Here is a 24,082-nt window from a genome sequence, read left to right on the forward strand (position 1 = left end):
CACGTCGCGAGCCCCGGCGAAAGGGCTCGCCCGCCGGCGACTCACGCCGATCGCTTCTGGCTCAGGATCACGCTGCCGAGGATGATCGCGCCGGCCAGCGCCATGGTCGGAGTGAGCGCTTCGCCCAGGAACATCCACGCCCAGCCCACGCCGAACAAGGGAACGAGATAGGTGGACGTGGCGGCACGGGGTGCGCCGATACGCTGGATGAGGCGAAAGTAGAAGGCATAGGCGAGTCCCGTGCAGACCACGCCGAGCGTGATGACCGCGACCCACGATTTCGCCGGAATGGGCGCATCAGGCCAGGTCATCAGACCCAGCGGCGCCATCAGGATCGTCGCGCCCAGCAGGCAACCGGCGGCGACCGCGGTGGGCGCGATATCCGACAGGTACTTCTTGATGAGGTTGGCGGCCAGGCCATAACAGAACGACGCGGCGGCACCGGCGAGCGCGGCGGGAGCGACGTTTTCCCCCGCCGTGCGCCCACTGGCGAGGATCACCACGCCGACGAAGCCCGCCAACAGCGCAATGGCCTTGCGGGTGCCGATCTTTTCACCGAAGCCGATGAACGCCACCAGCGCGGCGAACAGCACCGTCATGCTGTTGGCGATCGCACCGATGCCCGCCGGTGCCCGCTCGGCACCCCAGGCGAACAAGGTGAAGGGGATGGCCGCGCTCAGCCCGCCCAGCACCAGCATCTTCCACAGATGGGCGGGACGGATCGTCTTGCGGGCGCGCAACAGCAAGGGCAGCAGGATCACCGAGCCGAACAGCAGGCGCGTCGCCACCATGGGGAACGGCCCGAAATCCTTGGCCGCCACTCGCATGAAGAGGAACGAACCACCCCAGATGGCGCCGAGGGCGACGAGCTCCACCGGCGTGCGCCAGTCCCTTTCGGCGGCGGGCACGAGGGAATCGACAGGGGTATCGGCGGCGGACATACGAACCTCGCTTGTGGCTGAGTCTTATTGTCGCTGGAACCGGAGGCCGCACAAGCGCATCCTTTGCAAGCCAGCCTCTCATTTGATTCATCCCTACGATGCGTTCCGCCCTGCTCCCCGCCCTTGCCGCCTTCGCCTCCGCCGCCCGGCACCAGAACTTCGCCCACGCGGCCGAGGAACTGCACCTCACCGCCAGCGCGGTGAGCCACCACGTGCGCAAGCTGGAGACCGCGCTCGGCGTGAGCCTGTTCCAGCGCCATGCGCGTGGCGTGGCCCTGACCCCTGAAGGACGTTTGCTGGCCGACGCCGCGGGCTCGGCCCTGGCCGAGGTCGAATCGGTGCTCGACAGCCTGCGCCAGCATCGCCGCGACAACGGGCTGCGCCTGAGCGTGTTGCCGTCGCTCGCGGCCAACTGGCTCACGCCCCGCCTGCGCCGATTCATCGATGCGCATCCCACGGTCCGTTTGTCGATCGATACCGACCGCTCCCTGGTGCGCTTCGACGAGGGCGGCCCCGACCTCGGACTCCGTTACGGCCTCGGCCAGTGGCCCGGCCTGACCTCGCGCTTCCTCATGGATGATTCGTTGCAGCCACTGGCGTCGCCGGAACTGGCGTCGCGGGTGCAGACCACCGAGGATGTCGCCGGCCTGCCCCTTCTCACCGATATCGCGCCCGAGGGCTGGCGCGAATGGTTCCGCGCCGCCGGCGTTCGCTATCCGCGTGGCGGCACGATGCATACGATCAGCGATTCGGCCGACGGCTTGAACGCCGCGGCGGCGGGACTGGGCGCGGTGCTCGCGCGCACACGGCTCGCCGCCGCGCATCTTGCCGACGACCGCCTGGTTCGTTTGCCCGGGCCGGAATTGCCGACGCGCTATGCGTACTACCTGGTGCATTCCGCGCACAGGCCGCCGTCCGCGGCGGCGCTTGCGTTCATCGGCTGGATCGAGCGGGAGGCGCAGGAACCGCGGGGCTGAAGAGCATCGCCGCTGAAGCGGCTCCCACATTGCCTCTTCGCAAGTGGCGATAGTGTGGGAGCCGCTTCAGCGGCGATAGCGGCAGCCGAACCTACTCGACACCGACAAACCCACCCGTCTGATGCGCCCACAACCGCGCATACAAGCCGCCGCGCGCGATCAACTCCGCATGCGTGCCGGTTTCCACGATCGCGCCATGCTCCATCACCACCAGCCGGTCCATCTTCGCGATGGTCGAGAGACGATGCGCGATGGCGATCACCGTCTTGCCGCGCATCAAGGTCTCCAGGCTTTCCTGGATGGCCGCCTCGGCCTCGGAATCCAGTGCCGAGGTGGCTTCGTCGAGCACGAGGATCGGCGCGTCCTTCAGCAACACGCGCGCGATCGCGATCCGCTGGCGCTGCCCACCGGACAACTTGACGCCCCGCTCGCCCGCATGGGCGTCGTAGCCGGTGCGCCCCTCGCCGTCGGACAAGCCCGGAATGAATTCGTCGGCCCGCGCCTGGCGCACCGCCTCGGCCATCTCGGCGTCGCTGGCATCCGGCCGTCCATACAACAGGTTGTCGCGGATCGACCGATGCAGCAGCGACGTGTCCTGCGTGACCACGCCGATGCTCGACCGCAGCGACTCCTGCGTGACCTTCGCGATGTCCTGGCCATCGATGAAGATGTGGCCATCCTCGAGGTCGTACAGGCGCAGCAACACGTTGACCAGGGTGGACTTGCCCGCGCCGGAAGGACCGACCAGGCCGATCTTCTCGCCGGGACGGACGATCAGGTCAAGGCCACCGATGATGCCGCCGGCCTTGCCGTAGTGGAAATGGATGTCGTCGAAACGGACCTCACCCTTCGTCACGCGAAGGGGAAGCGCATCGTCGCGGTCCACCACGGTGCGCTCCTGGGCCAGGGTGGTGATGCCATCCTGCACCGTGCCCACGTTGTCGAAGATGCCGTTGACGACCCACATGATCCAGCCGGACATGTTGTTGATGCGGATCACCAGGCCCACGGCGAGTGCCACCTGCCCCGTGGAAACGGTGCCGCGCGACCAGAGCCACAGCGCCAGCAGGCTCGTGCCCGCGATCAACAACCCGTTGAGCGAGGTGATGGAGACATCCATCGACGTGATCATGCGGCTGGAGGAACGCACCTTGTCGGTCTGCTCCTGCATCGCTTCCTTCGCATACGCCTCTTCACGGTGCGTGTGCGCGAAGAGCTTCAGCGTCATCACGTTGCTGTAGCCGTCGACGATGCGGCCCATCAGCTTGGAGCGCGCTTCGGAAGCTTTCCACGAGCGCTCCTTCACCCTGGGGACGAAGAACACCAGCATGCCGACGTATCCCGCGATCCACAGCACCAGCGGCAAAGCCAGCCAGACATCGGCCTTGGCGAACAGGTAGATCGATGTGCCCGCGTAGACGCTCACGTACCACAAGGCGTCGACCACCTGCACCGCGGACTCGCGCAGCGCCGGCGCCGTCTGCATGATGCGGTTGGCGATGCGGCCGGCGAAGTCGTTCTGGAAGAACGACAGGCTTTGCTTGAGCACGTAGCGGTGGTGCTGCCAGCGAACCATGTTGGTCATGCCGGGGCTGAGCGTCTGGTTCACCAGGAGATCGTGCAGGCCCATCGTCAGCGGCCGCAAGATCACCACCACGAACCCCATCCAGGCCAGCGTGCGCCAGTGCGTCTGGAAGAACACCGCCGCGGGCGTCTTCTGCGCCATGTCGACCACCCGCCCGAGGAAGTCGAACAGCGCCACCTCGATCAAGGCCACGGCCAAACCCACGACCAGGGCGGCGGCGAATATCTTCCACACCTGGCGCAGGTAATAGGCGTAAAAGCGCACGACGCCCTTGGGCGGGGCGCGGTCGGGCGCCTCGCGGAAGATGTCGATGAGGGATTCGAACCAGCGGAAGATCATTCACCGATTGTAGCCCGGCAGGACGCGCACGGCATGTGCAGGGACCGGGCCCGGTATACGAACCCTTCCGCTATCCCGCCCGGCTCAGCCTGCGCTACTAGCGCAGGCGCCCGTCGCCGCTGAAGCGGCTCCCACACAGGATACGGTCGAGCGCGACGAAGGCCGTTCCCAGCACGAGGAACACACCACCGACCAGCAAGGTGTTCACAAGCGCCGTTCCGTAGCCGAGGCGCCCCACGTCCAGGAAGGGATACGGATATTCGCGCACGATCGCGCCACGGGCGAAGGTCCACAGGGCGAAGAACAGCGGGAACCACAGCCAGCGCAAGGCGTCACGCCAAGCGAGCGCGCCATGGGGAAGCAGTGCGATCCACCACACGAGGTACAGCACCGGCACCACGTAGTGCAACGCCCTGTCCGCCACGAGTTGCGGGCCCAGCGGCGCCCATGTCGACTGCAGCACGGTCGCATACACCAGGCAGGTGACCGTGATCGACACCGCGGCCAGCCCGCGAACGCGCGGACGGCGCCAGAACGCCAACGGCCCCCAGCTACCTCCCATCGCCGCCGACGCGGCCACGAGACCGACCAGCACGTTGGAAAGGATGGTGAAGAAGCTGAAGAAGCGCAGCAGCGCCAGCCCCTCGAAGCCGGACCACATCATCAGCCAGTATTGCAAGACGAGCGCCGGCCACGCCACCGCCGCCACCACGACGGCGAAGAGGTTGGAAATGGCGGTGACGCGCGGAGACACCGGCCGCTCCGTCAACGTGGCCACGTGTCGTTCGAACGGTCGCGATCGGGAATCGCATGATCCGGATCGATCTGCGCACGCACCACCTTGCGCCCGCCCGGCACGCTCACCTCGAAGCTCTTGTGCTGCTGCCAGGTTTCCACGGGCACGCGGATATCGCGTGTCGTCTTGTCGTCGAAGGTGACGCGAAGCGTCGCCGGCATGACGAGCTGGTCGCGATTCTCCACGGTGACGTTCGATCCATCGACCTTGGTGACGGCCATGTCCAGCTGCCAGTTGTTTTCGAACCAGCCGCGCCAGAACCAACCCAGATCCTCGCCGGTCTCGCTCTCCATCAGGCGGAAGAAATCCGAGGGCGACGGGTGCTTGTACGCCCAAGTGGCGATGTACTTGCGGAAGGCCGGATCGAAGCGCTCCGGACCGACGATCTGTTCGCGCAACAGGACGAGGCCGAGCGCCGCCTTGAAGTAGGTCGCCGGGTGGCGGTACTTCTCCTTGACCATGTCGGCGCCGATCAGCAGCGGCGGCGCATCCGCGTCGGCCAGGAGGGGCAGGATCTCGTCGACGGGATTGCCGCCCTTCGGGGCGTACTCGCCGTCGCGCTTGGGTGCGAATTCCCCATGGTTGAAGGCATCGGCTTCATAGACGTCGATGAACGTGTTGAACCCTTCGTCCATCCATGCGTTACGGCGCTCGTCGCTGCCGACGATCATCGGGAACCAGGTATGGCCGATCTCGTGCGCGGTGACCATGTGCAGTGCCTTGGCCGGCGCCTTCATCGGGTCGAAGACGATGCCCGGGTATTCCATGCCGCTCGCCGCCGAACCGGCCTCGTTGATCGCCACCGGATAGGGATACGGGTACCACTTGCTGGAGAAATGCTCCACGGACGCCTTCAGGTATTCCGTGGAACGCCCCCAACTCGCGTCACCGACGCTTTCCACCGGATAGACCGACATGGCCAGCGCCTTCTTGCCTTCCGGCAGGTTGATCCGTGCCGCATCCCACACGTAGGCCGTCGACGCGCCGAAGGCCACGTCGCGGGTGTTCTTCATGCGGAACTTCCAGGTGAGCGTGCCACCCTTCTTCGGCCGGCTGGCAGGGTCGGTCACTTCGGAGGGCGTCCGGATCATCACCGTCTTGTCGCTTTCGCGCGCCTTGGCCAGGCGCTCGCGCTGCGTGGCGGTAAGCACGTCCTCAGCGTTCACCAGTTCGCCCGAACCGGCGACGATCATGTCCGAAGGCACGGTGACGGCGTAGTTGAAATCGCCGTACTCCAGGTAGAACTCGCTGTTGAGGTACGGCGCCGTGTCCCAGCCGCGTAGGTCGTCGTAGACGCACATGCGCGGATACCACTGGGCCATCTCGTAGATGTTGCCGTTCTTCGAGGGCGCGAAGCCCGTGCGGCCACCGAAGTCGCCAGGCAGGTCGTAGGAATATGCGATCGTCAACGATATCTTGCCGCCGCGTGCCGCCAACGCCTCGGGCAACCTCACCTGCATGCGCGTGTCGCTTACGACGTAGTTCACGGCGACGTCCTTGCCACCCTGCTCCACCGTCACCGAGGCGATGCGATAGCCGCCGGTATGGCGCTTCTCCGCCTTGCCCGAGGTGAAATTGCCACGGGCATCGGCCGTGAAGCGGTTTTCGTCCAGTTGCAGCCACAACACGTCCAGCGCATCCGGGCTGTTGTTCGTGTAATGGATGGTCGCCTTGCCCGTCATGGTGTTCTTGACCGGGTCGAGCGTGGCGGCAAGATCGTAGTCCGCTCGGTTCTGCCAGAACATGGGGCCGGGCACGCCGCTGCCCGAACGGTACGCATTCACGGGTTGCGGATAAGTGAACGGAGCGAAGGTCTCGCGCGGATCGAAGGTGGCGGCCGTGGCGCCCAGCGCCCCCGCGAGGGCGACGGCGGCGAGCGACAGGCGGGCAACGTTTTTCATCGGGGACACCCAAGGGACGACCCCTGAGCGTAACCGGCAATCGAAGCCAGGCTCTACCCTGCCGAAAGTCAGGCCGGCGAAGGACGGACGCGGCCATCGCATGACGAAAGCGGTCGACTTACGCGGCGTCAAAACGCACTATTGGCGGAGCCATCCTTGGCTGGACCTCCACGCGGACCGTGCCAGCGGGCCTGGAAACGCACACATCCGGACCCCGCCACCCGCTTACATCCCTAGGTATACCTTGCATCCCGCGTGGACATCCGCATATTCCCCACGTTCCATACATCGAGGACCCCACGCATGAAAATCGGTTTGATCGGACTGGGCCGCATGGGCGGCAATATCGCCCGCCGCCTGATGAGGGACGGTCACCAGACCGTGGTGTACGACAACAATCCCGACGCCCGCGCGGCGCTCGCGAAGGACGGCGGTGAAGCCGTCGAGTCGCTGGAAGCCCTTGTAAAGGCGTTGCCCTCGCCCCGCGTCGTGTGGGTCATGCTGCCCGCGGGTGAGATCACCGAGACCACGATCGCCAAGATCAGCGACCTGATGGGCAAGGACGACATCGTCATCGACGGTGGCAACACGTTCTACAAGGACGACGCCCGCCGCGCGGAGACCCTGGCCGCCAAGGGCCAGCATTATGTCGACGTCGGCACCTCCGGCGGCGTGTGGGGCCTGGAACGTGGCTACTGCATGATGATCGGCGGCGACAAGCAGACCGTCGACTACCTCGACCCCATCTTCAAGACCCTCGCCCCGGGCGCCGGCGACATCCCGCGTACTGAAGGCCGCGAAGGCCGCGACCCGCGCGTCGAGAACGGCTACATGCATGCCGGCCCGGCCGGTGCGGGCCACTTCGTCAAGATGATCCACAACGGCATCGAGTACGGCATGATGCAGTCGTTCGCGGAAGGCTTCGATATCCTGAAGAACCGCAACGCCGGATACCTGCCCGAGCGCGAGCGCTACTCGCTCGACATGGCCGACATCGCCGAAGTCTGGCGCCGCGGCAGCGTGGTGTCCTCCTGGCTGCTCGACCTCACCGCCAGCGCCCTGGCCAAGGGTCCGGAACTGGACAACTACTCCGGCTACGTCGACGACTCCGGCGAAGGCCGCTGGACGATCAACGCCGCCATCGAGGAAGCCGTCCCCGCCGAGGTGCTCACCTCCGCGCTGTTCGCCCGCTTCCGCTCGCGCCAGGACCACACCTATGCCGAGCGCCTGCTTTCAGCGATGCGCATGGGCTTCGGCGGGCACATCGAAGGCCGCGGCAAGCCACCGAAGGAAGGCGAACACTCCTGAGCGAGCGATCCCCGAGTAAATGATCCTGGTGGGAGCCGCTTCTTGTGGGAGCCGCTTCAGCGGCGATGGGTGCTTGCCGCACCCTGGCCCGCTGCCGCGGGATCGCCGACAAAGTCGGCTCCCACAAGGACTCTCCCCAGGGTCGGGGCCACCAGGTCTGGTCAACTTGCGAGCGGTCAGGATTCACCGTCGAGTTCGCGCAAACGTTCGCGCCAGCTTTCCGGTGTTTGTGGCTTGATGAACAGCGCCACGATCGGCAGCTTGGCCTCTTTCGTCCGCGCTTCGATCGTCCGCACGCACTGCTCGATCTCCACCGTGGTCAGGCGGTCGTCGAAGGCGGCCGATAGCGCCACCAGCACATGGTCCGGCCCCACCTGCACGGTGAGCACGCCGTTGACCGCTTCCACGCCTTCCACTTTTCCCGCGATGCCACAGACATCGGCGAGCAGGTGCGGCTGCGCAGGCTCGCCGATGAGCAGGGCCTTGCTCTCGCGCGCGAGCATCGCCGACGCCAACGCCAGTACCACCGCGATGCCGATCGAAGCCCAGCCGTCGATGCGCGGATCACCCAAGGCGTGCGACAGGTATACGCCGATGGCCGCGATGGCTAGGCCGACCAGCGCGGCGCTGTCCTCGAACAACACGGAGAAGGTCGTGGGGTCCTTCGTGCTGCGGAAGGCCTCGAAGTAGCCGAGCTTGCCCTTCTTCCGTTGCACGCTCTTGAGCGACAGCCACCAGGACGCGCCTTCGAAGATCACGCCCACTGCCAGCACGATGTAGTTCAGCGTGGGATCGCGCAGCGGTTCCGGGGAAAGGATGTGGTTGACGCCCTCGTACAACGAAAAGCCCGCGCCGAGCGCCAGCACGAGCAAGGCGACGATGAAGCTCCAGAAATACAGCTCCCTCCCGAATCCCAGCGGATGCTGCCGGTCGGGCCGCCGCTGCGAACGGCGCAACCCGTGCAGCAACAAGACCTCGTTGATGCTGTCGACCAGCGAATGCACGCCTTCGGAAAGCATGGCGGAACTGCCGCTGACCGCCGCCGCGATGAACTTGGCGATGGCGATGCCGACGTTGGCCGCGAGGGCGGCATAGACGACGAGTCGTGAACTGTGGGCCATGGAGCGGATTCCTCGCCACCTTCGGAACGCACGTCGAAGGTAGCAGTCCTTCCGGCCAAACAAAAAGGCCACGCCTCTCGGCGCGGCCTTTTTGTTGGTGGAACCAGTCTCGCCAGATCCGGGTGGGAAGCCGCTTCAGCGGCGATGGGTGCTTGCCTCGACCGGGCCCGCTGCCGCGGGATCGCCGACAAAGTCGGCTCCCACACATCGGGCCCCACACACCGGCTCCTATCCCTCGGCTCCTATCCCTCGGCTCCTACCAGTCGGCTCCTACCGTTCGGCTTTCAGCCGTTATTTGAAGAGGTGCTGCACGCCGGCGCGCTCTTCGCGGAGTTCCTTGTCGGTCGCGTCGATGCGCGCCTGGGAGAACTCGTTGATCTTCAGGCCCTGGACGATGGCGTACTTGCCATTCTTCACCGTGACCGGGTAACCGAAGATCACGCCCGGCTCGATGCCGTAGGAACCATCGGACGGGATGCCCATGGAGGTCCAGTCGCCCTCGGCCGTGCCGAGCGCCCAGTCGCGCATGTGGTCGATCGCCGCCGAGGCGGCCGAGGCGGCCGACGAGGCGCCACGCGCCTTGATGATCGCCGCGCCACGCTGCTGCACGGTCGGGATGAAGGTGTCGGCATACCAGGACGGGTCGACCAGTTCGAGCGCCGCCTTGCCCTTCACGGTGGTCTCGTGGAGGTCCGGGTACTGCGTGGAGCTGTGGTTGCCCCAGATGGTGACCTTCTTGATGTCGGTCGTGTGCGCACCGGTCTTCTCGGCCAGCTGCGACAGTGCGCGGTTGTGGTCGAGGCGGACCATCGCCGTGAAGCACTTCGGATCGAGGTCCGGGGCGTTCTGCTGGGCGATCAGCGCGTTGGTGTTGGCGGGATTACCGACGACCAGCACGCGCACGTCGCGCTTGGCGTGGTCGTTCAGGGCCTTGCCCTGCGGGCCGAAGATGGCGCCGTTGGCTTCCAGCAGATCCTTGCGCTCCATGCCCGGGCCGCGCGGACGCGCACCCACGAGCAGCGCGTAGTCGACATCCTTGAAGGCGACGTTCACGTCGTCGGTGGCGACGACGCCGGCCAGCGTCGGGAACGCACAGTCGTTGAGTTCCATCACCACGCCCTGCAGGGACGGCAAGGCCGGGGTGATCTCGAGCAGGTGCAGGATCACCGGCTGATCCGGGCCCAGCATGTCGCCGGCGGCGATACGGAACAGCAAGGCATAACCGATCTGGCCGGCTGCGCCGGTGACGGCAACGCGAACGGGTGCTTTCATCTTTCGACTCCTCGGGGATATCGCTTGGGACTGGCGATCAGTTCAGTTCGGCGAAGAACTCGACGATGCGGGCCATGCCCTTGTCGAGTGCCTCGTCGGGGCAGGAATAGGAAATGCGCAGCGCACGCGGCTCGCCGAACGCGGAGCCGGGGACACAGGCCACGCCCTTGGCTTCCAGCAGCACGGCGCAGAAGTCCACGTCGGACTCGATGGCCACGCCGTTGTGCTTCTTGCCGAAGGCCACGGAGATGTCCGGGAACGCGTAGAACGCGCCTTGCGGACGCGGGCAGACCACGCCGGGAATGGAAACCAGCGCGTCGTACACGCGGTCGCGCTTGGCCGCGAACTCCGCGCACTTCGCCGCCGGGACGTCCTGCGGACCGGAGAGCGCGGCGACGGCAGCGGCGCCGACCACTTCGGGAAGGCTGGTGATGTGATTGGAATTGAGCGTCGTGACGGCGAGCGCCACGGCTTCGGGCGCGGCGATGAAACCCACGCGCCAGCCGGGCATGCCGTAGGTCTTCGACAGCGAGTCGACGAAGATCACGCGGTCCTTCAGTTCCGGGCGCACGTGCACGAAGTTGTGGTAGCCGACGCCGTCGAACACCATCGTGTTGTAGATGTCGTCGGTGATGATCCAGGTGTCCGGATACTTCGCGATCACGTCGGCCAGCGCGACGATTTCATCGCGCGTGTAGACCATGCCCGTGGGATTGGACGGGTTGTTGAACAGGAACACGCGCGGCTTGCGGGCCAGCGCGGCGTCGAGCTGGGCCGGCGTGAGCTTGTAGTGCTGCTCCGGCGGGCACGGCAGGATGTTGATCTTCGCGCCGACGATCTCGGCGATGTCGAGGTAGCTGGTCCAGTACGGCGCCGGGAAGGCGATCTCGTCGCCTTCGTCGAGCAGGGCCTCGGCGAGGTTGTAGAGCACCTGCTTGGCGCCCACGCCGGTCGTCACGTTGGCGCGGGTGTAGCCGGTGAGGCCCAGGGCCTCGATGTGCGCCAGGAAGGCATCGATGAGCGCGTCGGCGCCGCGATTGCTGCCGTACTGTCCCGAGTCCTTCGCCAGCGCCTCGCGGGCGGCGGCGTAGACGTGCTCGCCGGGGAGGAAATTGGGCACGCCGATCGAGAAGCTGACGATGTCGCGCCCCTCGGCTTTCAGGCGCTTGGCCTTCTCGGCAATGACCATGATCGCACTGGGCTTGGCGCGACCCATACGCTTGGCGAGCTGCGGCATCGTTTCCTCGGCGGGGGATGGGCAAAGGCGGGCATTTTAACACGGGGTGCGGAGGTCTGGCCGCGCTGCCGCGCGGATCGCCGCTGAAGCGGCTCCCACACAAGACCTGCCGCACCCGTGAGACCTGCTGTATACCCGTGAGACCTGCTGTATACCCGTGAGGCCTGCTGTATACCCGTGAGGCCTGCCGCACCCGTGGGCGAAGCCGCGCTGGCTGTGGGAGCCGCTTCAGCGGCGATACCCGGACACGAAAACGCCGCCCGAAGGCGGCGTTTTCTCCCTCGATGCACCCTCGCCCGCCTCAGCGCGCGTCGAGCACCTCGTTCCACTCCTTCACCTTGGCGGCCTGCTTCTCGAGCAGCGCGTCCACGTCGCCTTCGACCGTCACCTTCTCGATGGTGTCGTCGCCGACGATCTTGTTGACCACGGCCTGGTCTTCCGGACCCACGACCTCGCCGAACACGCTGTGCTTGCCGTCGAGCCACGGGGTCGGGCCGTGCGTGATGAAGAACTGCGAGCCATTCGTGCCCGGGCCGGCGTTGGCCATGGACAGGATGCCCGGCTTGTCGTGCTTCAGGCTGGCGTCGAACTCGTCACCGAAGCGATAACCCGGGTTACCGCGGCCCGAACCTTCCGGACAGCCGCCCTGGATCATGAAATCGGGGATCACGCGATGAAACGACAGGCCGTCGTAAAAGCCGCGCTTGGCGAGGTTGACGAAGTTGGCCACCGTCATCGGGGTCTTCTCGTCATGCAGGCGCAGGTGAATGTCGCCCTTGTTCGTCTTCATGGTGACGTTGATGGTCATCGCGATTCCTGTAACTCGTTGAAAGTCGGACCGGTCGCTTGCCGCGGCCGAGCCAGGGGGCTGCAAAGGCTACCGAAGATGGCGCCCCATTCCCAACAGTTCAAGCCAGAAGGCGTGACGAAGGCCTCAATGCGAGGGCAAGCCCAGGTTTTCCCCGGTCAACGCACCGGGACCGCGCGGACGCGCCTCGCGCACGGCCGCGTCTTCCGGAAGCGGCCTGCCTTCGGCCACGTGCGCCCAGGCACGGTCCAGCGCGGCGTATCCGAACGGCAGCAACGGGACGTAGCGGTCGCCGAAATCCGGGAACGCCAGGAAGGCGTCGAAATGCTGGGCATACGGCACCTTCCAGAACACCGGCAGGCGCCCCGACGCACGCAGCCATGCGACGTAGGGCTCGGAACTGAATGCCACGGGGATCAAGCCGTCCTGCGCGCCATGGACGACGAGGATCGGCAGGCTCGCACGAGGAAGCCGGGCCAGGGTGGCCTCGACGCCCTGGCGCAGACCGTCGGCGTCCGGCCCCTGCCCCGTCCACAGTTCGCGCAGGCACAGGTTGCCGGGCAAGGTCGGGTCGAGCGAGAGGTCGGTGCCCCCGGCGAGCAGCACGCCCGCGCCAGGAGGCACGCCCGAGCCATCGGCCCACCAGGCGGCACGGACGATCGCACTGGCCGGGTCCGCCAAACCACCGCCCGGATACTGCGCGCGGTAGGAGAATCCGCAAGGCATGCGGCCGACCGGCCGCCGAAGATAGGCCGACGCATAGGCGGCCGTCACCGCGCGCCAGAGATCGAGCGAGGTCGACGATGCGCCGACCGCCAGCGCATCGTCCTGCCATCCGGAGGCACGCAGCATGGCCAGGGCCTCGGCGGCCTGCGCACCCGGCGTCATCGCGGTGAGCTTGCCGTGGGCCCGCAATGACGCGCAGCGCAGGGCCCAGGCCGGCGGTGCGGCCGTGGCCACCCGGGCGAAGGGCACGCCGTCGAACGCCCGCGCGGCGAGCGCGCACGGAAGCAGCAGCGCGGCCTCGGTGGCGTAGTCGTAGAAGGCCCGGCCATGACCGGGCACATGGATGTTCGGTTCCAGCGCGACGACCGCGGCGAGCATGCTGTCCTCGTCGTCGCCCGCCGCACGCAGCACCGCGCCGCCGCCGTTGGACAGGCCCGTGGCGATGATGCGGGTGTTCCGCGCCGTGAAGGGGGCTTCGTCGGGGAAGGCGCGATCGAGCATGGCCAGGCCGAACCGCGCGGCCTGCAACACGTGGTGGCCCCAGTCGGCTTCGGGATTGTCGCCGGAGTGCGCGTGCTTCACCGCGATGCCGGCGTCCGGCGCCGCTCCCGCGGGTTCGAATTCGAGCGGCGCTTCGCCTGCCTTCGCCCGCATGCCGTCCAACGCGACGCCGGTGCCGTCCGCCGTGTCGAAATAACCCGCGCCCGTGCCCTTGTCGGTGTAGGCCACGGCACAGCCTCGCGGCAGGCCCCAGCCGCCGGCCAGGGCGATGGCGCCGTAGATACCACGCGATCCCGACGACGCGGTGACGACGAGGCAACGTTTCTTCCGATCGAAATCGTCCGGCACCTGGACCAGCACGCGGTGCGGAACGCGCGCGCCGGGCAAGGTGGCGAACGCGGTGAACTCGCGGCCGGGCACGTTCGGCACCTGTCCATAGACCTTGCCGAAGCCGCCAAGGGGACCGAGGTCCGCGATGCCCTTCCAACTGCCCTGGATCGCACGGCGGCGAAGCTCCGCGGGCGTCGGCGCGGCGGGCTGGGCGAATGCCGCGGGCGTACCGGCGAGTCCGCGCAAGCCGAGTCCCGCGCTCAACAGGTCGTCGCCGTCGCGATGCGTGGTGACACGTACGTCGCCGAAGCGGTCGGGTGTGGACATGGCCTCTTTCCTCGTGGCGGGCACCGTCGCGCAGGAGAGGACACCGAACGAGGCGGCGGCGATGACGGCCAGGGAGAAGATGCGTGACATCGGCGCACGATAGCAAGCGCCTCGCCCCACGCCATCGTACGAAAGGGCAACACGCACTCGACGGAGTCGCGTTACACCGCTACCGTCGGCGACGATGAACCGTATCCTCGTCGCCGACGACCATCCCCTCTTCCGCGCCGCGCTCCGGCAAGCGGCCGCCGCGGCCGTGCCCGATGCCGACGTGTCCGACGCGGCGGACCTGGCGGGTTTGCTCGCCGCGTTGTCCGACGCACCCGACACCGACCTGGTATTGCTGGACCTGCGCATGCCGGGAAGCCGCGGCCTCTCGGGTTTGGCCGCGTTACGCGGGCAGTACCCGGGCGTCGCCGTGCTGGTGGTGTCGGCTCACGACGAGCCGTCCGTGGTGCGCCGTGTCCTTGCGCATGGCGCCGCGGGTTTCATCCCCAAGAGCGCCGATCCCGCGACCATCGCCGAAGCGGTGCGCAACGTGCTGGACCACGGCCATTGGTTGCCCGCCGAACTGGCACGCGCGGTCGCCGCGCTTCCCGTGGATGCCCATGACACCGCCCTCGCCACTCGCCTGTCACGGCTCACGGAACAGCAGTTCCGCGTGCTTTCCATGCTCGCCGAAGGCCTGCTCAACAAGCAGATCGCCGACCGGCTGAGCGTGCAGGAGCGCACCGTGAAAGCGCACGTCACGGCGATCTTCGAGAAGCTGGAGGTGCGCAACCGCACGCAGGCGGGCGTCTTGCTGCGCTCGCTGGACCTGGGCGGCACGGAACCCTGACGGGCGGCCGAAGCGGCTACGCCCGTGCGACCAAGCGTTGCATCGCCTGTCGCATCGCCAGTGGCTTCAGCGGCTTGTAGAGGACACTTCCTCCCGCTTCCTGGAGCCGTGCGCGCAGGTCGACGTCGCGGTCGGCGGTGACGAATACCGTGGGCACCTCGCCGAAGCGCGCGCGCAACACACGCAAGGCGTCGAGTCCCGTGCGTCCCGCGTCGAGGTGGTAGTCGAGCACGAGCAGGTCCGGCCCTGTCGCCGGCGCTTCGGGCGTGCGCAACGCGTCGACCGTCCAGCCAAGGCCTCGCAACAACGTGGCGGTGGCGACGAGTGCCACCGGATCGTTGTCCACGACGATCGCATGACCGGTGATCGCCGCCATGAGTACCGGCTGCGACGGTGCTTCGGTCGCGCCGCACGGGGCACCGGGCGCGACGACGTCGAAGACGCTGCCCCGCCCTGGCCACGAACGCAACGCCAGCGGGTGGCCCAACAGGGCCGCCGTGCGTTCGGCGATGGCGAGTCCCAGGCCCAGGCCTTGCCCTGCCGCCGCGTCGCCCCGGCGGAACGCTTCGAAGATCACGTCGCGGTCGCCGGGCGCGATGCCCGGCCCGGTATCCCACACCTCGATGCGCATTCCGCCAACCGTCCGGCGGCAACCCAACAGCACGCGCCCACCTTCGGCGTAACGCAACGCGTTGGCGAGGAAGTTCTGCACGATCCTGCGCAGCAACTGCGGATCGGTACGCACCCACGCGCGGGTCGGAACGCAATCGAAACGGATACCCCGTTCGGCGGCGAGCGCACGACTTTCCGCCGCGAGTGGCCCGATGACGTCGGCGAGTGCCACGTCGACGACGCGCGGTTCCAGCCTGCCGCCTTCGAGACGCGCGATATCGAGCAAGCCGGCAAGCAGGTTCTCCGTGGCGGCCAGCGCACCATCGAGGTGCCGTGCCGTTTCATCGTCGCCATGCCCCGAACGCAACGCATGGGCGAAGAGTTGCGCGGCGTGCAGCGGTTGCAGCAGGTCGTGGCTCACCGCCGTGAGGAAGTGTCCCTTGGCCTCGTTCGCCTGGTGCGCGGCAGCCATCGCCTGCTGCAATTCGACCGTGCGTTCGGCCACCCGCAATTCGAGGGTCTCGTTCGCGCGGATCAGTTCGTCCTCGGCCTCGCGGAACGAGGTGACGTCGGTGAAGGTGGCGACGTATCCGCCGCCCGGCATGGGATTGCCGCGGATTTCCACCACCGTGCCGTCGGGAAAGCGACGCTCGGCCAGATGCGGGGAGCCGGAGCGCATGCGGGCGATGCGGCGCTCCACGCGCGAGTCGATGTCGCCCGGCCCGATCAGTCCGCCGGCGATGTTGTGGCGAACCAGATCCGCCGCCGGACGGCCCACGCGCAACATGTCCGGCGGATAGCCGAACAGTTCCGCATACGGCTTGTTCCAAGCCACGAGGCGCAGTTCCGCGTCGACCACGCAGATGCCCTGGCTCATCGTTTCCAGGGCGGCTTCGAGCACGCGCTGGTTGAAGCGCAGGTCCTGGGTCGCTTCGCCGACGATCGCGGCGACGGTATCGAGTTCGTCCTGGCGTTGCCGATGGACCACCTGCAACAGCAGGCGGGCGGAGCCGGCGCCGATCACCGCCGCCAGTTCGTGCTCCACGAGCGCGGCGAGCGCTCCGCCCGCGGCGCCATGCGAAGGCGCCTCGGCGAACAATACGTGCACGCGTTCCACGGGCAGGAAACGCGCGGCGAGCGCACGCAGGTCGCCGACGTCGACACCACCGAGTTCCGCCGAAGGCAAGGCCGCACGGCCGTAGCGCGATGGCGCGACCAGGACGATCGTGGCGATGTTCGCGCCGAGTCCCAGCACCACGGCGCGGCCGAGGCGGCTCCAGTCGTCCAGCCCGAGCAGGCGGTCCGGTGCCAGCCAGCCGATACCGAACGGTCCCGCCGCCACCCAGGCCGGGCCGGGCGCGACCAGGGCGGGCAGCACGACGTACAGCCACACCAGGGTGCCGGCGATGAGTCCGGCACCCACCGCCCGCGCGCCGGTGCGAGGCCGGTACACGGCGATCAGCAAGGCGGGCGCGAGACCGGCCAACGCGGAAAACGAGATGCCGCCGATGTCCGCCAGCGCGTCGTTGCCCGCGAGCATGCGGCTGTACGCCCAGGCGAGCAGGATCACCACGACGATGGCCACGCGGCGCTGCGTGATGACCTGTCCGCGCAGGTCGCCGCGTTCGTCGCGGCCCCAGCCGCCAAGCACGCGCAGTGGTGCGATGAAGTGGTTCACCACCATCAGGCTGAGCGCCAGCGTGGCGACGACGACCATGCTGGTCGCCGCGGACAAGCCGCCAAGGAACGCGAACAAGGCCAGCCCGCCCTGCTGGCGCGACAACGGCAACGCCAGCACATAGAGATCGGAAGGCACGCCGAGCGGCGCGAGGGTGGCGTCGCCCAGCCTCGCCAGGGGCAGGATCGGCAACGAGATCAGCAGCATGTAGGCGGGGAAGAGCCATCTCGCGGTGCGCACGTGGCGCACGTCGCGGCATTCCACCATGCCCGCGTGGAACTGGTGCGGCAGCGTGAACATCGCCAGCGCACCGAGCAGGATCAAGGCGGGGAAACCGCTGGCGTCATGCGGCATGGCGGCCGCTCGCGCGACCGCGGCCGGGTCCGGCACGGTGTCGATCAGCAGCGTACCCAGCGCGAGCATCGCCGCCAGCTTGAACAGCGATTCGAAGGCCATGGCGAGGACGAGGCCACGGTTGTGCGCCATGGCCGAGGCCCGGCGCGTGCCGAACAGCATCGCGAACGCGGCCATCAGCAAGGCGACGTAGAGGGCGCTGTCCTGCCACGCCGGTGCCTCGGCGTCACGCCCGCGGGCGAGCAGGCCGTAGCTCATCGCCACGGCCTTCAGTTGCAGGGCGATGTAGGGGACGATGCCGATCAGCATCACCACGGTGACCAGCGCGGCAAGCCCGCGATGACGGCCCAGGCGCGCGGACACCAGGTCGGCGACGGAGCCGGCGTTGTAGTCGCGGGCCATGACGACGAGCCGCCGCAACACCCCCACGGCGAACAGGTACATCAGGATCGCGCCGACGAAGGTCGGCGGCAGCCACCAGCCGGAACGCGAGGCCTGGGTGACCGTGCCGTAGAAGGTCCACGAGGTGCAGTGGATCGCCAGGGAGAGCGCGTAGACGATAGCCCAGCGGCGCTCGAGGAAGGCCGGCTTGCGCTCGCCGAAGAGCGCCACGGCGAAGAGCATGCACAGCCAGAGGCCCGCGGCGGTGGTGACGATCCAGGGGCTCATGGGTGGGGAGGGAGAGCATCGCCGCTGAAGCGGCTCCCACAGGGGTTTCCTGCAGAGGCGGGTCTACAGGAACTTCCTGCGGATGGAGGGCCACAGGGGTGTCCTGCGGCCAGGTGCTCTTCTGTGGGAGCCGCTTCAGCGGCGATTCGCCTCATTTCACGGCCGGAAGCCCCAACCCACGCAACGCATCCACCAGCCAGCGCAACTGCACGCCGGCGCGCGTGTCGTAGTTCTCCCCCGAATAACCCCACCAGTCCCAGCATGCCTGCGGATTCAATGGCGCGAACACCGCGCGGGTCTGAGGATACAGGACCGCCACGTCGTAGACGTCCGCCCAGCGATTGATTCCGGCATCCTCCACGAAGGCTTTCCCCACCAGGTCGGCGTTCTGCTTGCAGCCGTGCAAGGCGACCATCACGCCACACGGCTTTCCAGCCAGGCAATCCGGCGGCAGGTACACATAGCCCGTGGAAGCCAGGAAGGCGTCCTTGCCTTCCGCCTTGTACGCATCCTGGTCGAACGCACGAACTTCCCCGCGTGCCATCGAGGCGGCACGCGAAGGCTTCCCATAGAGCTTCGCGAAGATCTCCCCGGCGGCGTCGAAGTCGCAATGGCCGAGGAAGGGCGAGACGGATTTGCCGCAGTCGTCGCCCTTGGCCGCGATCGGCAGGTTATGCGCGAACGCGCGGTCGCCATCGTCGACGACACTCATGCCGGCCAGGGAGGGATCGGCCTTCTTCAACGCGTCATAGAAGCCGGCCGAGGCGTGTCCCACCACCGGCGCCACCAGCGCGTCCTGCGCGCCATGCAGGGCATAGATCTTCGCCGAAGCGAGCTTCGCCAGCGGACCGATCTCGCCCTTGGCGGCACGAGCCCGTGCCTGCGCCGCGAGCGCCGCGACATCCGGCGCGGGCGTTCCCTTCATGCAACTACCCAGGGCAACGTCGAGCTTGCCCTGGGCGCAACCATACGGGCCGCCGGCGACCAGCGCCGCGCCGTGGAAGACATCCGGATAGGCGACCTGCACCTGGGTCGCCATGTAGGCGCCCGAAGACAGGCCGGCCACCGTGACGCGAGCCGTATCGATTTTCAACGCGGGCAACGTGGCGGGAGCATCGGCGGCGGAAGCGCCACCGGCGAGCAAGGCGAAGGCAAGCAACAGACGGCGCATCGTGTTCCCCTTGTCAGAAGTTGTAGCGTACCGACGCGTAGTAATTGCGCGGCATGCCGTAGTACGCCGTGCGGATGTTACCGACGCTCGAGAACTCCTGGCCATCGGTCTTGTAGACCTTGTTCGTGGCATTGCGGACGCCGGCGCGAAACTGCCAGTGTCCATCGCCCGAATCGAAGATGCCGAACGCGCCGACCAGCGTATACGCCTTCTGGCTCAAGGCCGCGTAATTGTCCACGCTGAGCCACGTCTCGGTGCGGTAGGAGGCATCGGCGCCGACGGTCAGCGCGCCACCTGCGAGGTTGAAGGTCTGCGTGGCGGCGACGCGTGCCGTCCACTTCGGCGAGAACGGCACATGATCGTGGATGGTCGGGTTGTACTGTGGGTTCGACGGGTCGAGCCGCGCATCGTCGAAGCGGTCGTACTTCGCCTTCAGGTAGCCGATCTGTGTGCTCAGGCGCGTGCCCTCTCCCACCAGCGCGACGCCTTCCGCCTCGAAACCGTCCATCTTCAACTTCGCGGCGTTGATCACCGGGAAGGCGAAGGTCGGCGTCAGCGAGCCGGGATTCTGGATCTCGGACACGCGCGCCTGGAAATCCTTGTAGTTGCTGTGGAAGGCCGCCAGGTTGGCTTGCAGGCGGTTGTCCGCGCTGCGCAGTTTCAGGCCCGTCTCGAAGGTCCAGACGGTTTCCGGGTCGAACTCGGCCGTCTTCGCTTCGGCGGCCGAATTGGCACGGCCATTGAAACCGCCCGACTTGAAGCCGCGGCTGGCGGAGACGTACCACATCGTCTGCGGATCGAACTGCTTCTGCAGGCTCACCGTCGGTGTCCACGCCGTCCAGTCCTTGTTGCGTGAGAGCGGCACGGTTTCGTTCAAGGCGGTCAATGGCGCACCCCAGAACGTGCTGGTCGTGCGGTCGTAATCCTTGTTTTCCTTGCTGTAGCGGATGCCGGCGGCGAGCGTCCAGCTCGGCACGAATTCCCAGTTCACGTGGGCGAAACCCGCCCAGCTCTTCGTGGTGAGGTCGTCGCCGATGGTGCGCAGGAAGGGCACCGTCCGGCCCGCCACGGCGAACAGGTCGTCCGCGAACGCGTACTGCGTCGACGGCACGTTCTCGCGCAGGAAATACGCCCCGAACACCGACTGCACGTTACTGCCGTTATCGAAGGCCAGCTGCAGTTCCTGGCTGGCCTGCTTCTGGTGGAAGCCGACGAAGACGTCGCCGAGTTCGAACTGCGAGGCGTCGATGTCGATATAGGATTCGCTGTCGAGCTTGCGGTAGGCGGTGATGCTCTTCAGGTTCCACTGGTCGGACAGCTTCCAGTTCATGTTCAGCGCCACGCCCTTGTGCGTGAGCTCCTGGCCATCGTTCGGCGGGAACGAAGTCCGCGTATGGAAGTTGTACTTTTCGTCGAGGTTGGGCCGCAGCAAGGTCACCGTGCCGAGGACGAGGTCGGTGCGGGTCAGCCGCGACACGGGCTGGCCGAGCGTGAGCGCGGTGTCCATCTTCGTGTAATCGAGGGTCAGCACGCCGTCGAAAGTGTCCGAAGGATGGAAACGCAGCTTGCCGCGGATCGACTTGGTGTCGTCGTTGTTGAAGTCGTGGCCGCTGTAGTCGTGGACATAGCCGTCGTTGCGCGTGATCGCCCCGGCCAGCGAGGCGGACCATGCGCCGTCCTTGCCGAGCGGCGTCGAACCGTAGAAGCGGCCTTCCCGGCGGCCATAGTTGCCGAAGGTGGCCTCGACCGATCCCTCCGGCGTGCTGCCCGGGTTCTTCGTGACGACCTTGACCGCGCCGCCGGTGGAGTTCTTTCCGTACAACGTGCCCTGCGGACCGCGCAGCACTTCCACGTGGTCGACGTCGAAGAGGCTGATCAGCGCACCCTGGATGCGTGAGTAGTACACGTCGTCCACATACATGCCCACGCCCGGGTCGAAGGTCTGCAAGGCGTCCGGCTGGCCGATGCCACGGATGAAGATGTTCACCGACGAGGACGAGCCGCGCCCCTGCACGATGTTCATGTTGGGCACCGCGCCTTGCAGGCCGTCGATGCTCGTCGCCTGCAGGTCCTTCATGTCCTCCTCGGAGAACGCGCTGACCGCGACCGGCACCTTCTCCAGAGACTCCTCGCGGCGCCGCGCGCTCACGGTGACTTCGGTGAGTTGCGTGGCCTCCTGCTGCTTCTTCTTCGCCTCCGTCGTCGGCGCATTCGCCTGGCCGGCGTCCTGCGCCATGGCGGGAAGCGTGGCGGCGAAACCGATTGCCAGACCGATCGCCAGCGTCAGCGGTGCGTGCTTCATGGACATCCCCCGGATACCTGTGCGCGACGCCCCCTCGGCGCCGAATGACACGAAGCATAGGAACAGGCCGTGATGGCCACACTTGTACCTTGGTACAGTGCCGCGCCATCCCGTGCCTGCGGATACTCGCCGTCCGACGGACGCAAAGACCGACCCTGGGGACGGATGTTTCGATGGCATTGCTGATCGTGCTGGCCGCGCTGGCCTTCCTGATGCTGGTCGCCTATCGCGGCTACAGCGTCATCCTGTTCGCGCCGGTGGCGGCGCTGGGCGCGGTCTTGCTGACCGACCCCGGCCTCGTCGCGCCGATGTTCACCGGCCTGTTCATGGACAAGATGGTCGGCTTCCTCAAGCTGTACTTTCCCGTATTCATGCTCGGCGCCGTGTTCGGCAAGCTGATCGAACTCTCGGGTTTTTCGCGCTCCATCGTCGCCGGCACCATCGGACTGCTCGGCGAGAAGCGCGCCATCCTTTCGATCGTGCTGGTCTGTGCCTTGCTCACCTACGGCGGCGTGTCGCTCTTCGTCGTCGTCTTCGCGGTCTATCCGTTCGCCGCGGAACTGTTCCGCCAGGCGCGGATACCGAAGCGGCTGATCCCCGGAACGATCGCGCTGGGCGCCTTCACCTTCACCATGGATTCGTTGCCGGGCACGCCGCAGATCCAGAACATCATCCCCACCGCGTTCTTCGGCACGGACACCTGGGCCGCACCGTGGCTCGGTACGCTGGGTTCGGTCTTCATCCTCGCCGCCGGCCTGTTCTACCTGGAGCGTCGGCGGCGCGCGGCGGCTGTCGCCGGGGAAGGCTATGGCGACGATCTGGCCAACGAACCTGTCGCGTTCACCGGCGAAAACCTGCCGCACCCCCTCGTCGCGCTCCTGCCCCTGGTCGTCGTAGGTGTCGCGAACAAGCTGCTCACCATGGCGATACCGCGCGTCTACGGCAGCACGCAGTCCTTCGTGCCCACCGTCGTCGGCAGCGCACCGCCGGTCGTGCAGGAGGTTTCCAAGGTGGCCGCGATATGGGCCGTCGAGGGTGCGCTGCTGCTCGGCGTCGCCTGCGTACTGGCCTTCGCCTGGCGTCCCGTCGCCACGCGCTTCGCCGAAGGCAGCAAGGCCGCCGTGGGCGGTGCGTTGCTCGCCTCGATGAACACGGCATCCGAGTACGGCTTCGGCGCCGTGATCGCCGCCCTGCCCGGCTTCCGCACGGTCGCGGATGCCCTGCATTCGATACCCAACCCACTGGTCAACGAAGCCGTCTCCGTGACCGCGCTCGCCGGCATCACGGGATCGGCGTCGGGCGGACTGAGCATCGCGCTGGGCGCGATGAGCCAGTCTTTCATCGAGAATGCGCACGCGGCCGGCATCCCGATGGACGTGCTCCACCGCATCGCCGCGATGGCATCCGGCGGCATGGACACGCTGCCGCACAACGGCGCCGTGATCACCTTGCTGGCCGTGACCGGCCTCACCCATCGCCAGTCGTACCGCGACATCTTCGCGATCACCGTCATCAAGACCCTCGCGGTCTTCGTGGCGATCGTCGCCTACTACGCGCTCGGGGTGGTCTGACCGCGCGCATCACACCACGGAGGCAAAGCCATGCGTTTCACCATGTCGCTGTTCGCCCTGCTGTTGTTCGCCTGCGGTTCCACCCATGCGGCCTGTGTCGATTCCGTCGTGCTCGTGCACGGCAACACCGGCAGCCCGTCCGACTTCCAGGCCACCCACGACCTGCTGCGCCAGCGTGGCTACACGGAATCGCAGATCATCGCGCCAAGCTGGGGCAACGCGTTCTGCGCCGCCTGCAACGACCATAACGGCAGCGAGGAAGCACCGGTGGAGAACGCCATCGTCGATGCGCTGGCGTCCTCCTGCACGGGCAAGATCGACGTCATCGGCCATTCGATGGGCGCCACCCTCGCCGCCCGCGTGATCGACCGCATCGGTGCCTCTGGTTCGGTCAACACCTTCATCGGTATCGCGGGCGCTTTCCGCGGCCTCTACTCGTGCGGCATGTACCCCTTCAACGTCGCCACGACGACCTGCGGGGCCTGGGGCCTGTCGATCGGCAGCCCCTTCCTCAACGGCATCGCGGGACACCGCTTCGGCGCGAAGATGTATTCGTTCAAGTCGTACGCCGACGAGATCAACTGCTACGGCGGCGTGTGCCTGGTCTATGGCGTGCACACGTCGCAGATCCAGGGGGAAACGGCGAGCTACACGTTCCCCTATGGGCATTACGGCCTGCTCTGGTATACCGCCACGCAGCAGGCCGATCTGCTCTGAG

Annotated in this window: 17 protein-coding genes; 5 read left to right on the top strand and 12 right to left on the bottom strand. The window is 67.1% G+C overall.

What is annotated here, in order from left to right:
* Positions 1-41 precede the first annotated feature (41 nt).
* The gene (locus AB6730_RS07930) at positions 42-941 is read right to left on the bottom strand and encodes a DMT family transporter (RefSeq protein WP_371023110.1); all 900 of its coding nucleotides are present in this window, start codon (positions 939-941) and stop codon (positions 42-44) included.
* A gap of 98 nt (positions 942-1,039) precedes the next feature.
* On the opposite strand from AB6730_RS07930, the gene AB6730_RS07935 reads away from it, so the two are divergent.
* Positions 1,040-1,918, top strand: a complete 879-nt coding sequence (locus tag AB6730_RS07935) for a LysR substrate-binding domain-containing protein (protein ID WP_371023111.1) — start codon at positions 1,040-1,042, stop codon at positions 1,916-1,918.
* 91 nt (positions 1,919-2,009) lie between these two features.
* Here the strand turns inward: AB6730_RS07935 and AB6730_RS07940 are convergent, their stop codons facing one another.
* From AB6730_RS07940 to AB6730_RS07950, 3 genes are all read right to left on the bottom strand, one after another.
* Positions 2,010-3,842, bottom strand: a complete 1,833-nt coding sequence (locus tag AB6730_RS07940; protein WP_371023112.1) for an ABC transporter ATP-binding protein — start codon at positions 3,840-3,842, stop codon at positions 2,010-2,012.
* A 97-nt stretch (positions 3,843-3,939) separates the two neighbouring features.
* Positions 3,940-4,596 (bottom strand): Pr6Pr family membrane protein, encoded by a 657-nt coding sequence (locus AB6730_RS07945; RefSeq protein WP_371023113.1) that lies wholly within the window; start codon positions 4,594-4,596, stop codon positions 3,940-3,942.
* 11 nt (positions 4,597-4,607) lie between these two features.
* Positions 4,608-6,539, bottom strand: a complete 1,932-nt coding sequence (locus AB6730_RS07950) for a M1 family metallopeptidase (protein WP_371023114.1) — start codon at positions 6,537-6,539, stop codon at positions 4,608-4,610.
* Between the two features lie 267 nt (positions 6,540-6,806).
* On the opposite strand from AB6730_RS07950, the gene gnd reads away from it, so the two are divergent.
* Complete coding sequence (gene gnd, locus AB6730_RS07955) at positions 6,807-7,847, top strand: phosphogluconate dehydrogenase (NAD(+)-dependent, decarboxylating) (RefSeq protein WP_371023314.1); 1,041 nt, start codon at positions 6,807-6,809, stop codon at positions 7,845-7,847.
* A gap of 176 nt (positions 7,848-8,023) precedes the next feature.
* Here gnd and AB6730_RS07960 read toward each other — a convergent pair whose 3' ends face one another.
* The 5 genes from AB6730_RS07960 to AB6730_RS07980 all read right to left on the bottom strand — a co-directional run bounded on the left by AB6730_RS07960 (position 8,024) and on the right by AB6730_RS07980 (position 14,169).
* A complete protein-coding gene (locus AB6730_RS07960) occupies positions 8,024-8,968 on the bottom strand; it encodes a cation diffusion facilitator family transporter (RefSeq protein WP_371023115.1) in 945 nt (314 codons plus the stop codon).
* A gap of 291 nt (positions 8,969-9,259) precedes the next feature.
* Positions 9,260-10,240, bottom strand: a complete 981-nt coding sequence (locus AB6730_RS07965; protein WP_371023116.1) for a malate dehydrogenase — start codon at positions 10,238-10,240, stop codon at positions 9,260-9,262.
* A 37-nt stretch (positions 10,241-10,277) separates the two neighbouring features.
* Positions 10,278-11,477, bottom strand: a complete 1,200-nt coding sequence (locus AB6730_RS07970; RefSeq protein WP_371023117.1) for an aminotransferase class I/II-fold pyridoxal phosphate-dependent enzyme — start codon at positions 11,475-11,477, stop codon at positions 10,278-10,280.
* Positions 11,478-11,778: 301 nt separating this feature from the next.
* Positions 11,779-12,285, bottom strand: a complete 507-nt coding sequence (locus tag AB6730_RS07975) for a peptidylprolyl isomerase (protein WP_371023118.1) — start codon at positions 12,283-12,285, stop codon at positions 11,779-11,781.
* Between the two features lie 126 nt (positions 12,286-12,411).
* Positions 12,412-14,169: a 3-hydroxybutyrate oligomer hydrolase family protein gene (locus tag AB6730_RS07980; RefSeq protein ID WP_371023119.1), complete on the bottom strand. Its 1,758-nt coding sequence runs from the start codon at positions 14,167-14,169 to the stop codon at positions 12,412-12,414.
* A 184-nt stretch (positions 14,170-14,353) separates the two neighbouring features.
* On the opposite strand from AB6730_RS07980, the gene AB6730_RS07985 reads away from it, so the two are divergent.
* On the top strand, positions 14,354-15,007 hold the full coding sequence (locus AB6730_RS07985) for a response regulator transcription factor (protein ID WP_371023120.1): 654 nt from the start codon (positions 14,354-14,356) through the stop codon (positions 15,005-15,007).
* Positions 15,008-15,023: 16 nt separating this feature from the next.
* On the opposite strand, the gene AB6730_RS07990 is transcribed toward AB6730_RS07985, so the two are convergent.
* The 3 genes from AB6730_RS07990 to AB6730_RS08000 all read right to left on the bottom strand — a co-directional run bounded on the left by AB6730_RS07990 (position 15,024) and on the right by AB6730_RS08000 (position 21,793).
* The gene (locus AB6730_RS07990) at positions 15,024-18,320 is read right to left on the bottom strand and encodes a PAS-domain containing protein (RefSeq protein WP_371023121.1); all 3,297 of its coding nucleotides are present in this window, start codon (positions 18,318-18,320) and stop codon (positions 15,024-15,026) included.
* Between the two features lie 151 nt (positions 18,321-18,471).
* The gene (locus AB6730_RS07995; RefSeq protein WP_371023122.1) at positions 18,472-19,491 is read right to left on the bottom strand and encodes a PHB depolymerase family esterase; all 1,020 of its coding nucleotides are present in this window, start codon (positions 19,489-19,491) and stop codon (positions 18,472-18,474) included.
* Between the two features lie 13 nt (positions 19,492-19,504).
* Positions 19,505-21,793, bottom strand: coding sequence for a TonB-dependent receptor (locus AB6730_RS08000; protein ID WP_371023123.1), 2,289 nt, complete (start codon positions 21,791-21,793; stop codon positions 19,505-19,507).
* 173 nt (positions 21,794-21,966) lie between these two features.
* Here AB6730_RS08000 and AB6730_RS08005 point away from each other — a divergent pair, with 173 nt between their 5' ends.
* Together AB6730_RS08005 and AB6730_RS08010 are read left to right on the top strand one after the other, a co-directional pair.
* Entirely contained in the window at positions 21,967-23,364 is a 1,398-nt protein-coding gene (locus AB6730_RS08005; RefSeq protein WP_371023124.1) for a GntP family permease, read from the top strand.
* Between the two features lie 30 nt (positions 23,365-23,394).
* Positions 23,395-24,081, top strand: coding sequence for an alpha/beta fold hydrolase (locus AB6730_RS08010; protein WP_371023125.1), 687 nt, complete (start codon positions 23,395-23,397; stop codon positions 24,079-24,081).
* Position 24,082: the final 1 nt, after the last annotated feature.

The sequence above is a fragment of the Luteibacter sp. RCC_6_2 genome (genome assembly GCF_041360655.1).
Lineage (GTDB): Bacteria > Pseudomonadota > Gammaproteobacteria > Xanthomonadales > Rhodanobacteraceae > Luteibacter.

What these genes read in the sequence shown, in the direction of transcription:
- AB6730_RS08000 (WP_371023123.1), bottom strand. Translation starts at nt 21,793, where the DNA reads ATGAAGCACGCACCGCTGACGCTGGCGATCGGTCTGGCAATCGGTTTC.
- AB6730_RS07980 (WP_371023119.1), bottom strand. Translation starts at nt 14,169, where the DNA reads ATGTCCACACCCGACCGCTTCGGCGACGTACGTGTCACCACGCATCGC.
- AB6730_RS08005 (WP_371023124.1), top strand. Translation starts at nt 21,967, where the DNA reads ATGGCATTGCTGATCGTGCTGGCCGCGCTGGCCTTCCTGATGCTGGTC.
- AB6730_RS07950 (WP_371023114.1), bottom strand. Translation starts at nt 6,539, where the DNA reads ATGAAAAACGTTGCCCGCCTGTCGCTCGCCGCCGTCGCCCTCGCGGGG.
- AB6730_RS08010 (WP_371023125.1), top strand. Translation starts at nt 23,395, where the DNA reads ATGCGTTTCACCATGTCGCTGTTCGCCCTGCTGTTGTTCGCCTGCGGT.
- AB6730_RS07970 (WP_371023117.1), bottom strand. Translation starts at nt 11,477, where the DNA reads ATGCCGCAGCTCGCCAAGCGTATGGGTCGCGCCAAGCCCAGTGCGATC.
- AB6730_RS07960 (WP_371023115.1), bottom strand. Translation starts at nt 8,968, where the DNA reads ATGGCCCACAGTTCACGACTCGTCGTCTATGCCGCCCTCGCGGCCAAC.
- AB6730_RS07940 (WP_371023112.1), bottom strand. Translation starts at nt 3,842, where the DNA reads ATGATCTTCCGCTGGTTCGAATCCCTCATCGACATCTTCCGCGAGGCG.
- AB6730_RS07995 (WP_371023122.1), bottom strand. Translation starts at nt 19,491, where the DNA reads ATGCGCCGTCTGTTGCTTGCCTTCGCCTTGCTCGCCGGTGGCGCTTCC.
- AB6730_RS07930 (WP_371023110.1), bottom strand. Translation starts at nt 941, where the DNA reads ATGTCCGCCGCCGATACCCCTGTCGATTCCCTCGTGCCCGCCGCCGAA.
- AB6730_RS07985 (WP_371023120.1), top strand. Translation starts at nt 14,354, where the DNA reads ATGAACCGTATCCTCGTCGCCGACGACCATCCCCTCTTCCGCGCCGCG.
- AB6730_RS07965 (WP_371023116.1), bottom strand. Translation starts at nt 10,240, where the DNA reads ATGAAAGCACCCGTTCGCGTTGCCGTCACCGGCGCAGCCGGCCAGATC.
- AB6730_RS07975 (WP_371023118.1), bottom strand. Translation starts at nt 12,285, where the DNA reads ATGACCATCAACGTCACCATGAAGACGAACAAGGGCGACATTCACCTG.
- AB6730_RS07990 (WP_371023121.1), bottom strand. Translation starts at nt 18,320, where the DNA reads ATGAGCCCCTGGATCGTCACCACCGCCGCGGGCCTCTGGCTGTGCATG.
- AB6730_RS07935 (WP_371023111.1), top strand. Translation starts at nt 1,040, where the DNA reads ATGCGTTCCGCCCTGCTCCCCGCCCTTGCCGCCTTCGCCTCCGCCGCC.